Origin of the sequence: Bradyrhizobium tropiciagri (genome assembly GCF_001189845.1) — a bacterium.
GTDB lineage: Bacteria > Pseudomonadota > Alphaproteobacteria > Rhizobiales > Xanthobacteraceae > Bradyrhizobium > Bradyrhizobium tropiciagri.
Window position 1 is genome coordinate 31647 of sequence record NZ_LFLZ01000074.1, and the last position, 11313, is coordinate 42959.

The 11313-nt window shown below is 63.7% G+C and carries 10 protein-coding genes and 1 pseudogene; 10 read left to right on the forward strand and 1 reads right to left on the reverse strand.

The window, feature by feature from the left end:
• Positions 1-235 precede the first annotated feature (235 nt).
• The 6 genes from AKN84_RS36720 (at position 236) to AKN84_RS36745 (ending at position 6607) form a co-directional block, all read left to right on the forward strand.
• On the forward strand, positions 236-511 hold the full coding sequence (locus AKN84_RS36720; RefSeq protein WP_050425295.1) for a cysteine rich repeat-containing protein: 276 nt from the start codon (positions 236-238) through the stop codon (positions 509-511).
• A gap of 227 nt (positions 512-738) precedes the next feature.
• The gene (locus AKN84_RS36725; protein ID WP_050425296.1) at positions 739-1098 is read left to right on the forward strand and encodes a hypothetical protein; all 360 of its coding nucleotides are present in this window, start codon (positions 739-741) and stop codon (positions 1096-1098) included.
• Between the two features lie 143 nt (positions 1099-1241).
• Positions 1242-1496 (forward strand): hypothetical protein, encoded by a 255-nt coding sequence (locus AKN84_RS36730; RefSeq protein WP_128971484.1) that lies wholly within the window; start codon positions 1242-1244, stop codon positions 1494-1496.
• Positions 1493-2635, forward strand: a complete 1143-nt coding sequence (locus AKN84_RS36735; protein ID WP_050425297.1) for an efflux RND transporter periplasmic adaptor subunit — start codon at positions 1493-1495, stop codon at positions 2633-2635. Before AKN84_RS36730 ends, AKN84_RS36735 begins: the two co-directional genes overlap by 4 nt.
• Before the next feature lie 9 nt (positions 2636-2644).
• Positions 2645-5797: an efflux RND transporter permease subunit gene (locus tag AKN84_RS36740; protein WP_050425298.1), complete on the forward strand. Its 3153-nt coding sequence runs from the start codon at positions 2645-2647 to the stop codon at positions 5795-5797.
• Positions 5798-6247: 450 nt separating this feature from the next.
• Complete coding sequence (locus tag AKN84_RS36745; RefSeq protein WP_050425307.1) at positions 6248-6607, forward strand: hypothetical protein; 360 nt, start codon at positions 6248-6250, stop codon at positions 6605-6607.
• A gap of 114 nt (positions 6608-6721) precedes the next feature.
• Here AKN84_RS36745 and AKN84_RS36750 read toward each other — a convergent pair whose 3' ends face one another.
• Positions 6722-8380: an FAD-binding dehydrogenase gene (locus tag AKN84_RS36750; RefSeq protein ID WP_050425308.1), complete on the reverse strand. Its 1659-nt coding sequence runs from the start codon at positions 8378-8380 to the stop codon at positions 6722-6724.
• 277 nt (positions 8381-8657) lie between these two features.
• Between AKN84_RS36750 and AKN84_RS36755 the strand changes: the two genes are divergently transcribed.
• The 4 genes and pseudogenes from AKN84_RS36755 to AKN84_RS36770 form a co-directional block, all read left to right on the forward strand.
• Complete coding sequence (locus AKN84_RS36755) at positions 8658-9137, forward strand: hypothetical protein (protein WP_050425299.1); 480 nt, start codon at positions 8658-8660, stop codon at positions 9135-9137.
• Positions 9138-9286: 149 nt separating this feature from the next.
• Positions 9287-9475: a hypothetical protein gene (locus tag AKN84_RS36760; RefSeq protein WP_050425300.1), complete on the forward strand. Its 189-nt coding sequence runs from the start codon at positions 9287-9289 to the stop codon at positions 9473-9475.
• Between the two features lie 18 nt (positions 9476-9493).
• Positions 9494-10084 carry an SCO family protein gene (locus tag AKN84_RS36765; protein ID WP_050425301.1) on the forward strand — a complete coding sequence of 197 codons (591 nt, stop codon included), beginning with the start codon at positions 9494-9496 and terminating at the stop codon, positions 10082-10084.
• A 288-nt stretch (positions 10085-10372) separates the two neighbouring features.
• Positions 10373-11209: pseudogene (locus tag AKN84_RS36770) on the forward strand (ABC transporter substrate-binding protein); the annotation flags it as partial.
• Positions 11210-11313: the final 104 nt, after the last annotated feature.

Genomic DNA, 11313 nt, shown 5'->3' on the forward strand with positions numbered 1-11313 from the left:
CTGCAGACACGTGAGCTAACGCGCCCAACACGTGCTTGTGACGACCCCTCTTGCTCGATTGTAACGCGAGTGACGATCGCGGTTCGCGCCTTGTCAGAACAACGGCTCGTAACCAACGCTGAAGGATTGCTTGCTCCGCAGTCGTTCGGACAGAGCGACACCTCCAGGCGGTCCGGTTACTCACACAACACCGCTGCACGGCGTCGACCGGCGCGGCAACTCAAGGAATTGTCAGATGTCACGTAAACTTGTCTTGGCGGCGTCGGTTGCCGCTTTCGCCGCACCATCGCTAACTGCGCTGGCAATCGTCTTAACCTCGCTTTCTGGATCAGCGGCCAGGGCCCAAGATGACACTACCCTTTCTCACTGTTTGGTCGACGCGGAGAGGATGTGTCCCGGCGTCACTCCGGGGGGCGGTACCATGATTGAATGCCTCAAACAGCATCCGGACGACGTGAGCGTTGGCTGTGCGAAGGCGCTGAAAGCAGTGAAGGCGAAAATGGGCAAGTAGCCCTATAGGGACGCGCCCAACACATGCTTGTGACGCTCCCTCCCGCCCGACTGTAACGCGAGTGACGATCCCTGATCGCACCTCATCATAACAACGCATCGTAGCCAACGCTGAATGGTTGCCTGCTTCGCAGTCGCCGAAGCAGGCGCCACCTCCAGGCGCTCTGGTTACTCACACGCAACACCGCTGGACGGCATCGACCGTCGCGGTAACTAAAGGAGTGTCAGATGGTACGCAATCTTGTCTTGGCGGCATCGGTCGTCGCTATCGCCGCAACATCGCTGGCTGTGCCGGCAGAAGCTCGGGCGTTCGCAGCAGCTGGCTTTCACGGAGCCGCAGTCGGGCGATTCGGCGGCGTTCACGGCGTCAGCTACGGAGCCTATCGCGGCGGCGGCGCCTATTGGGGTGGCGGATACCGCGGCGGCGGCTGGGCTGGCGGTTGCTGCTACGGAGGCGGGATTGCCGCGGGCGCCGTAGCGGGTGCAGCGGTGGGCGCGGCAGCGACGTCAGCCTACGCTGCACCGTCAGCCGTCTATGTCGCGCCGCCGGTCGTCTACGGATCGCGTGGCTATTACTACGTCCGTTGATCGGCTCGACGCGCGTCAACGAGCGTCTGTCAATATGAGTTGGCACTAGCTCGTCGAACCCACCAGCGTCGCTCTCGTCTGCCGGAATGAAGGCGCCGGCAGACGAGCAGCGGTTTCTTCCTCACATCAGATCGATACGCGTCATGAGTCTCGGCCCGAAGATGGTTTTTGTCCTGCGCTCCATCCACAGTGAAGTTTGCGAGGGCGTTGCTGCGGACGCAGTCACGATCCGTACCCATGTCGCCAGCCGGCTACTCGAGGCGGCGCAGAGCGGCAAGAAATTGAAAAGAGAACTGAAGTCCATCGGACGGGCGGCGCTTCTGGAAGCGAAGAGGATCGATCGTCGACGTCAACTGTCTCACGGCCACGGGAATCACCCTTTGGAGTTCTCCAAATGAAAAACAGCATTGCTTTTAGTCGGCGCAGTCTTCTCGCTTTGACGGCTGGTGTTCTGCTCACGGGGTGCGAGCAGAACACGTTCGTTCCGCCGCCGCCGCGCGTCGTCGAGGTCGCGCACCCCGTTCAAAAGACCTTCACGCGCTATCTGGAGACGACCGGAAATCTGGCGCCGATAAACACCGTCGACCTGGTCGCGCGTGTGCAAGGCTTCCTGCAATCGATCAATTACAAGGACGGCGCTTTCGTTAAGCAAGGCGCCAGCCTGTTCACGATCGAGCCGCAGACCTACGAGCTCCAGCTCGAGCAGGCGCGAGCCGCGGAAGCCGGCGGGCAGGCGACGCTGAAACAGGCTCAGCTCGATTTCCAGCGGCAGGCGACCCTGGTCCAGAAGGACGACGTCGCGCAGTCGACGCTCGACGTCTCGACGGCCACACGCGACAACGCCCAGGCGAGCCGGCGGCAGGCCGAGCTCAACGCCAAGATCGCCGAAATCAATTACGGCTACACCAATGTCGCGGCGCCATTTGACGGCATCGTCAGCAATCACCTCGTCTCGGTCGGCGAGCTCGTCGGTGTGGGGTCGCCGACCCAGTTGGCCACCATCGTGGCGCTCGATCCGATCTATGTGAATTTCAACGTCAACGAACAGGACGTTCTGCGAATTCGCGATGTGATGCGGCGGCGCGGCATGACAGCGGACGACCTCAACCAAGTGCCGGTCGAGGTGGGGCTGCAGACGGATATCGGCTATCCGCATAAGGGCAAGCTCGACTACGTCTCGCCTTCCCTCAACCAGTCGACCGGCACGCTCGCGGCGCGCGGCGTGTTCTCCAACCCCGACCACGCTTTGCTGCCGGGCTTTTACGTCCGGGTCCGCGTGCCCTTCGACAAGCAGGACGCGTTGCTGGTGCCTGATGTCGCGCTCGGCAGCGATCAGGCCGGACGCTACGTCCTGGTCGTGAACAACGACAATCTGGTCGAGCAGCGCAAGGTGGCTGCCGGCCCGCGCGAGGGCGATCTGCGGGTCATCGAAAGCGGCCTGAGTCCGGACGACCGCGTCATCACTGCCGGGCTGCTGCGCGCGATTCCCGGTCAGAAGGTCGATCCGCAACTGCGGAAGATCGACGTATCCGAATAGGGGAACACGATGATCTCGAAATACTTCATCGAGAGGCCGGTCCTCTCCAACGTCATCGCGATCCTGATGATCCTGATCGGCGGCGTGGCGCTGTACAATCTCGCGGTCGCGCAATACCCCGACGTGGTGCCGCCGACCGTGCAGGTGACGACGCGCTACCCCGGCGCCTCGGCCAAGGCGGTGGCCGACACCGTGGCGCTGCCGATCGAGCAGCAGGTCAACGGTGTCGAGAACATGCTCTACATGCAGTCATATAGCGGCGCCGACGGCACCTATACGCTCACGGTCACGTTCAAGATCGGAACAGACCTCAACTTCGCGCAGGTGCTGGTGCAGAACCGGGTGTCGGCCGCGCTGTCGCAACTGCCGCAGGCGGTGCAGGACCAGGGCGTCGCGGTTCAGAAGAACTCGACCTCGATCCTTTCGTTCGTGACGCTGACCTCGCCGAACAAGACCTATGACAGCCTGTTCCTCTCCAACTACGCGACCATCAATATCCGCGACGAGCTGTCGCGGCTGCCAGGCGTCGGCAACGTCACGGTGTTCGGCGCCGGACAGTATTCGATGCGGGTGTGGCTCGATCCCGACAAGCTGCAGGCGCGAGGGCTCGTGCCGCAGGATGTGATCCAGGCGATCCAGCAGCAGAGCCAGCAGGTTACTGCGGGCCAGGTCGGCGCGCCACCAGCTCCGGCGGGGCAGGCGTTCCAGTACACGCTCAACGTCAACGGCCGTCTCGACGATGCGAGCCAGTTCGAGAACATCATCGTCAAGAGCGGCAACAATGGCGACGTGACACGGGTGCGCGACGTCGGTCGAGTCGAGCTCGGCGCGCAGACCTACAGCCAGGTCTTCTCGCTCGACAACAAGCCCGCCATCGGCATCGGCGTGTTTCAGACGCCGGGCGCCAACGCGTTGGAGGTCGAGAAGGCGGTCGAGACGAAGATGGCGGAGCTGGCAAAGGCGTTTCCGCGCGACGTTACATATGACACGCCGTTCGACACTACCAAATTCGTCAACGCCTCCATTATCGAAGTCTACAAGACCCTGATCGAAGCGGGCCTGCTGGTGCTGGTGGTGATCCTGGTGTTCCTGCAGGACTGGCGTGCGATGCTGGTGCCGGCGACCACCGTGCCGGTCACCATCATCGGTGCGTTCGCCGCGATGGCGGCGCTCGGCTTTACCATTAACCTGTCGACCTTGTTTGCGATAGTGCTCGCAATCGGCATTGTGGTCGATGACGCGATCGTCGTGGTCGAGGGCGCGGCGCAAAATATCGAGCGCGGCATGTCCAGCCATGATGCCGCGATCAAGGCGATGGACGCATTGTTCGCGCCGATCGTCGGCATCACGCTGGTCCTGATCTCGGTATTCCTGCCGGCGGCCTTCCTGCCGGGGCTGACCGGGCGGATGTACGCGCAGTTCGCGCTGGTGATCGCGGCAACCGCGCTGCTCAGCGCGGTGAATGCCGCGACGCTGAAGCCGACGCAATGCGCCTTGTGGCTGCGCCGTCCGGTGCCGCCGGAACGGCGCAACGTCTTCTATCGAGGTTTCAATGCCGTCTATGCCTGCCTGGAGCGCGGTTATGCCAGGCTGATCGGAGGCATCGTCCGGCACGCCTGCGCCGCGGTCCTGATCGCGCTGATCCTCATCGGGCTCGCCGGCTATGGCCTGTCGCAGATACCGACCGGCTTCATTCCGATCGAGGACCAGGGGTATCTTCTCGCCGCCGTGCAACTGCCCGACGGCGCCGCGCTCGACCGCACCCAGCGCGTGCTCGACCAGGTCACCGAGATCGCCGGGAAGACGCCCGGCGTCGAAAACGTGGTCTCCATCGCCGGCATCTCCGCACTCGACAACTCGTCGAGCCTTGCCAATGCCGGCGTCGCGTATGTGATGCTGAAGGACTGGGACTCGCGGGGGCCCGGCGAGGACCTGCGCTCGCTGGTCATCGGGCTCAACGAGAAGCTTGCGGCGATCCCGGAAGCGCGGATCCTGGTGATTCCGCCGCCGCCGATTCAAGGCATCGGCAATGCCGCAGGCTTTGCCATGCAGGTCGAACTGCGCGACGGCACCGCCGACTATGGCAAACTGCAAGCGGTCACCGGCGCAATCGTGGCCAATGCGCAGACGCAGAGCGCGCTGCAGCGCGTCTCGTCGTCGTTCCGCTCGATGGTGCCGCAGTTCGATGTCGAGGTCGACCGCATCAAGTGCGAGACACTGCATGTCACCCCCGACCAGATCTTCTCGACGCTGTCATCCTATCTCGGCGCGAGCTTCGTGAACCAGTTCACCAAGTTCGGCCGCACCTTCCAGGTCTACGCCCAGGCGGATTCGAAATTCCGTCTGACCGTCCGCGATATCGACAACATGATGGTGCGCAACAGCAATGGCGACATGATTCCGATTGGGACTGTTGCGAAGGTCACGCCGTCGGTAGGGCCCTCGCTGATCAGCCTCTACAATCTCTATCCGTCTGCAACCATCATCGGCTTGCCGGCGGCCGGTTACAGCTCCGGCCAGTCGATGGCGCTGATGGAAGAGATCGCCGCCAGGACGTTGCCGCCGGGCACCGGCTATGACTGGACGGCGATGTCGTACCAGGAGAAGGCGGTCGGCGGGCAGATATACATCGTGTTCGGCCTCGCGCTGCTGCTGGTCTATCTCGTGCTTGCCGGACAATATGAGAGCTGGTATGCGCCGATCTCGGTCATATTGGCCGTGCCACTGTCGCTGCTTGGGCCGATGCTTGTGCTCTCAAGCCTGCGGATCGACAACAATCTTTACACCCAGATCGGTATCATTCTGCTGATCGCGCTATCGGCGAAGAACGCGATCCTGATCGTCGAGGTGGCGCTCGAGCATCACGTGCGCGACCGCAAGCCGCTGATCGAGTCGGCGGTCGCTGCGGCCCGCGCCCGCTTCCGGCCCATCCTGATGACGTCCTTTGCCTTCATTCTCGGCGTGGTGCCACTGGTGCTTGCGACCGGAGCCGGCGCAAGCGCCCGTAAGTCGATCGGCATCACGGTATTCTCGGGCATGATCGCCTCGACCTGTCTGGCCGTACTGTTCGTGCCGGCGTTCTTCGTCGTGGTCCAGCGCTTCGCAAATTGGCGAGAAGCCCGGAAAGCCAAGGCAATGGAGCCGCATGGGAGTATCTCATGAGAACGGCAGTTTTGAAGGTCCTCGGCCGACCCGAAATGTGGCGCCGCGCGAACCGGACATCGACGAAGATGACTACGCGCCTTGCAGCAAGATGGGGAAGCCATGGCCGCGAACCAAGGCGTGTTCCCTCCCGCCTGCGACGTGGAAGCGTCAAATGCAGCCCGCAAATGCCATATGCGACAGCCTTCATATGCACCGGCCTTGGGGGAGGGACGCCTGCGCAATTTCTGAATATTAGAAGTGTGCCCCTGAGTTGCCCGACGTGTCAAGTTCCCGGTCGAACGTCGGCCACCCGGCTGCTTTGCATGGGGTTGTTTTTCGATATTTTGGCAGCGCCCCATGCGACGGTCCCATCACTTCATGCTGCACTGGAGCGTTTCCGGCCGGAACCTTAAGCAAGGAACGGTCGTTGTCGCGGGATGTTGGGGGTCATCAACACAAGGAATGCTCATGCGCATCCGCATCTCTACGGCGTCGATCATCGTTGCGGCGCTCTCGCTTGGAACTCCTGCCTGGGCGCAAACGCAGGGAACGCAACCGAACACGCCGTCGCAGGCCGAGTCTGACCAACCCGCCACGATCAAGACCATACAGGTCGTGGACGTCAAGGAATTGAAGCCCGAAGTCCGGTCAAGGGTCGAGGCTGTCATCGCAAAGGCAAGCGAAGAAGACCTGAAGAGCCTGCGCGGTTCCATCGACGCGTCTACGGAAGCGACATCCGCGCTCAAGGCGAAGGGACTGAGCTCGGCACAGGTTGTCGCCGTCAATCTCAGCAACGGCATTCTCACGCTCTTCACCAAGTTGGCGTGAGCGCCAGGATCGCTCAGGACATTCGGACTCAATGACAAGAGCCCGCCGGCGGCTCAAACCCGGCGGGCTTTTTCATTTTCGTTTCGCCGTCTCTTCCGTGGCGAGGGGATTGCGTTAACCCACCGCCTTCGCCGCCGCGCGCCCGGCGTTGCGGCCCGAGAACAGGCAGCCGCCGAGGAATGTTCCCTCCAGCGAGCGATAGCCGTGCACGCCGCCGCCGCCGAAGCCGGCGGCTTCGCCGGCTGCGTAGAGTCCGCGGATGATCTGATGATCCCTGCCGAACACGCGTGAATCCAGATCGGTCTCGAAGCCGCCGAGCGTCTTGCGGGTGAGGATGTTGAGCTTGACCGCGATCAGCGGCCCGTGCGCGGGATCGAGAATCCGGTGCGGCTTCGCGGTCCGGATCAGCCGGTCGCCGATGTAGCGCCGCGCATTGTGCAGGTTCATCACCTGCGCATCCTTGACGTAGGGATTGGTGATCTCGCGGTCGCGCGCCTCGATCTGCGTCCTGATGGCGTCGAACTGCAACAGGTCGTTGCCAACAAGCTTGTTCATGGCACCGACGAGGTCGGCGAGATTGTCGCGCACGATGAAGTCGGCGCCGTGCTGCTTGAAGGCCTCGACCGGCGCCGGCGCGCCCTTGTTGGTGGCGCGTTTGACCGTCATGCGCCAGCTCTTGCCGGTGAGGTCGGGGTTCTGCTCGGAGCCCGACAGCGCGAACTCCTTCTTGATGATGCTCTGGGTCAGGATGAACCACGAATAATCGTAGCCGGTGCCCATGATGTAATGCAGTTGCCCGAGCGTGTCGGAGCCCGGGAACAGCGGCGCCGGCAGCCGTTTGCCTGATGCGTCGAACCACATCGACGATGGCCCCGGAAGAATCCGGATGCCGTGACGCGGCCAGATCGGGTTCCAGTTCTGGATGCCCTCGACATAGTGCCACATGCGGTCGCGGTTGATCAGCCGGCCGCCTGCTTGCTCGGTGATCCCGATCATGCGGCCGTCGACGTGCTCGGGCACGCCGGAGATCATGAAGGTCGGCGGCGCGCCGAGCCGCTGCGGCCAGTTCTGCCGCACCAGATCATGGTTGCCGCCGATGCCGCCGGAGGCGACGATCACTGCCGGTGCACGCAGAGAGAAATCACCGACCACGTTGCGCGAGGAACTCTTGCCGCGTTCGACGCCGGATGGTTCCAGGATCGCGCCGCTCACGCCATCGACGGTACCGTTGCTGACGCTGAGTGCATCGACGCGATGGCGGAACTTGAATATCAGCCGTCCGCTCTTCGCAGCCTCGCGCGCGCGGCGCTCGAACGGCTCGACGATGCCGGGGCCGGTGCCCCAGGTGACATGGAAGCGCGGCACCGAATTGCCGTGACCCATCGCATCGTAACCGCCGCGCTCGGCCCAGCCGACCACCGGGAAGATGCGATGGCCCATCGCGCGCAGCCAGTCGCGCTTCTCGCCCGCCGCGAACGCGACATAGGCTTCGGCCCATTTGCGCGGCCAGTGATCCTCGTCACGATCGAAACCCGCGGTGCCCATCCAGTCCTGCAGCGCGAGGTCGACCGAGTCCTTGATGCCGAGCCGGCGCTGTTCCGGCGAATCGACCAGGAACAAGCCGCCGAACGACCAGAAGGCCTGGCCGCCGATGCTCTGTTCCCCTTCCTGGTCGAGCACGATGACGCGCTTGCCTGCGTCGGCGATTTCGGTCGCGGCGACCAGGCCGGCAAGTCCGGCGCCGATCACGATCACATCTGCATCGTCAGCCATTTTGATGTCCCCCGTCCCGTTGCGATTCAAGACCGCGTCGTTGTGTGCGGTCAACGCCAAATGGACCTTGCCTGTGGCGGCGAGGCACCAAATGGTTGCGGCAAGTTGTTCCAGTTTGGGACCTTTTCCCCACGTCACTGCAGCGTCGGCGCAACACCCAATTTGAATTTGTTTTGACCGGCTTCGCTCGTCTGGACAAAAATCTGCGCGCGCAACACGCTCACGCCAATCTTGCATCACAAGACCAACAGATTCGGTTTCGACTTGGGGCAGGCCAATGAAGTTGCTGACGGGGTTGCTCGCTGCGGTTCTCCTGCTGGCGGGAATGGGGGCGTCTCAAGCAGTGGTCAGGATCGCCGACGATCGTGGCGGCAAGATCGGGGTCTATGTCGACAGGTATCAGGACCTGCGCACATCGGGCGAGACCGTGATCATCGACGGGCTGTGCGCCTCGGCCTGCACCATCGTGCTCGGCAAGGTCCCGCATGACCGGATCTGTGTGACCTCGCACGCCACGCTCGGCTTCCATGCTGCCTGGGATTACGGCGACAACGGCCGCCCGGTGCCCAATCCTGAAGCCACCCATATGCTGTACCTGATGTACCCGCCGGCGGTGCGCAAATGGATCACCGATCGCGGTGGCCTGACCCGGCACATGATCTTCCTGCGCGGCAAGCAACTGCAGGCACTGTACAAGCCGTGCTATCTCAACGCCCAGGCCTCGGCGCCCAAGGCGACCGCTGAGCCCGCTCACTGAGCTGCTGATCCCGGTCCAACATCCTCTCGCGTCATGGCCGGTGCGCCGGGCATGACTGGGTTCGCGGCGGACATCGCCTCGCTATCATTTGACGGAATGCGACCGCCATTGCGCTTGCTGGCTGGGGGAACCCGGCTTATCTCAACCGCATGGTTCAGCCGATCGCCACCCGATCCGAGCTTGTCACGGCTCCGCAGGGCCGGGTGGCGTCCGCGATCCTGTGGGGCGCTGCCGGCATCGGCGGATTGGCCCTGCTCGCCGCCGCCGCGCTCTGGTTCCACTACGGGACCGCGGTGTTTTTCGAAATGATCACGGCCGGCATCGCCGCCTGCTTCTGACAAGGACGCCCCTGCATCATGCCCCGGACCACTCGCCCATTGGTGATCTTCGCTGCCTTCGCGGGCAGTCTGGCGGTCGGCCTGTTCCTCATGTTGTGGGCGGTCGGCGGCTTGCGCACCGTCGCAGCGCCGGCCGCGATCGGCGGGCCGTTCCAGCTGACCGACCAGGCCGGCCAGATCGTCACCGACAAGAACCTCCAGGGCAAGCCGACGCTGATCTTCTTCGGCTTCACCCATTGCCCGGACATCTGCCCGACCTCGCTGTTCGAGATTTCCGAGGTCCTGAAGGCGATGGGCAGGGACGCCGATCGCGTGAATGCCTATTTCGTCTCGGTCGATCCGGAGCGCGACACCGCCACCGCGATGAAGGACTACCTGTCGAGCTTCGATCCGCACCTCAAGGGCCTGACCGGCGATCCCACAGCGATCGCCAAGGTGCTGTCGAGCTACCGGGTCTACGCCAAGAAGGTGCCGCTGAAGGATGGCGACTACACGATGGATCACACCGCGCTGATCTATCTGATGGACCGCGACGGCCATTTCGTCGCGCCGTTCAATCTGAAACGGACGCCGGAAGAGGCGGCCGCCGATCTCAAACGGTATCTCTGACCGCCATTTCCGGCCCAGAATTAACCCATTCGGCGCTCGCATCGGGCGCCGGATGGTCTATAAGCCGTTCAATTTCCTGATATTGCCGGTTATGCCAAATCCGTCTGCCCAGCCCCTTGCCGTCCGCTCGCGCCAGCTTCGCCTGGCCGCAGCAATGATGACGGCCGCCATGCTGGCCGTGGCGGGGCCGGCAGTTGGGCAGACACCTCCGGCGGCCGCGCCGCAGGCACCAGCAGCCAAGATCGCCCCCGCACCGGCCTCGCCGGCAAAGCCCGCCCCCGTACCGGTGCGCCCGCGACGCCCCCGGCAGCCGCCGCTCCGTCGGCACCGAACCAACCGGCCAGGGCCGCTGAGGCCGCGCCGCAGGCGGTGCCCGGCTTCTGGGACCCGCGGCGCCGCCCGGACCGTCCGGACCTGTCGCGGCTCACCGTGATCCGCTTCTTGACCGAGACCGACTATCCGCCGTTCAACTTCACCGGTCCGGACGGCAATCCGGCCGGCTTCAATGTCGATTTGGCGCGCTCGCTCTGCGACGAGATCAAGGTCACTTGCACCATCCAGATGCGGCGCTTCGAGACCCTGATCGATGCGCTGGCGACCAACCGGGGCGATGCCATCATCGCGTCGATGGCGGTGACGCCGCAGCTGCGCGCCAAGGTCGATTTCACCGATCCCTATTACCGCGCGCCGGCCCGCTTCGTGTCGCGCCGCGACAATGTGATGCCGGAAATCCGCCCGGAATATCTCGAGGGCAAGAAGGTCGGCGTCATCGCCGGCACCTCGCACGAGGCCTACCTCAAGGCGATGTTCACCGACGCCGAGATCCACTCCTATCCGGATAACGACGCGCTGCGCGCGGCGCTGCGCCGCGGCGAGGTCGACTTCATCTTTGGCGATGCGATCTCGCTCGCGTTCTGGATCAACGGCACCGATTCCGCCGAATGCTGCGCCTTTTCCGGCGGCCCCTTCGTCGAGAGCCGCTATTTCGGCGAGGGCGTCGGCATCGCCGTGCGCAAGGGCAACGACCTGCTGCGGCAGTCGCTGAACTGGGCGCTGTTCCGGATCTGGGAAAAAGGCCGCTTCACCGATCTGTGGCTGCGCTATTTCTCGATCAGCCCGTTCTGACGCCGTGGTCTTCACCTCGCCCCGCTTGCGGGGAGAGGTCGTAATTCAAGCGCAGCCTGAATTCCGGGTGAGGGGGAGCTTCCGCGAGTTCTTCGTTGACCGCC

Excerpts from the sequence above, each read along its gene's own strand:
- AKN84_RS36745 (WP_050425307.1), top strand. The coding sequence starts at position 6,248 with ATGCGCATCCGCATCTCTACGGCGTCGATCATCGTTGCGGCGCTCTCG.
- AKN84_RS36730 (WP_128971484.1), top strand. The coding sequence starts at position 1,242 with ATGAGTCTCGGCCCGAAGATGGTTTTTGTCCTGCGCTCCATCCACAGT.
- AKN84_RS36720 (WP_050425295.1), top strand. The coding sequence starts at position 236 with ATGTCACGTAAACTTGTCTTGGCGGCGTCGGTTGCCGCTTTCGCCGCA.
- AKN84_RS36760 (WP_050425300.1), top strand. The coding sequence starts at position 9,287 with ATGGTTCAGCCGATCGCCACCCGATCCGAGCTTGTCACGGCTCCGCAG.
- AKN84_RS36735 (WP_050425297.1), top strand. The coding sequence starts at position 1,493 with ATGAAAAACAGCATTGCTTTTAGTCGGCGCAGTCTTCTCGCTTTGACG.
- AKN84_RS36765 (WP_050425301.1), top strand. The coding sequence starts at position 9,494 with ATGCCCCGGACCACTCGCCCATTGGTGATCTTCGCTGCCTTCGCGGGC.
- AKN84_RS36725 (WP_050425296.1), top strand. The coding sequence starts at position 739 with ATGGTACGCAATCTTGTCTTGGCGGCATCGGTCGTCGCTATCGCCGCA.
- AKN84_RS36750 (WP_050425308.1), bottom strand. The coding sequence starts at position 8,380 with ATGGCTGACGATGCAGATGTGATCGTGATCGGCGCCGGACTTGCCGGC.
- AKN84_RS36755 (WP_050425299.1), top strand. The coding sequence starts at position 8,658 with ATGAAGTTGCTGACGGGGTTGCTCGCTGCGGTTCTCCTGCTGGCGGGA.
- AKN84_RS36740 (WP_050425298.1), top strand. The coding sequence starts at position 2,645 with ATGATCTCGAAATACTTCATCGAGAGGCCGGTCCTCTCCAACGTCATC.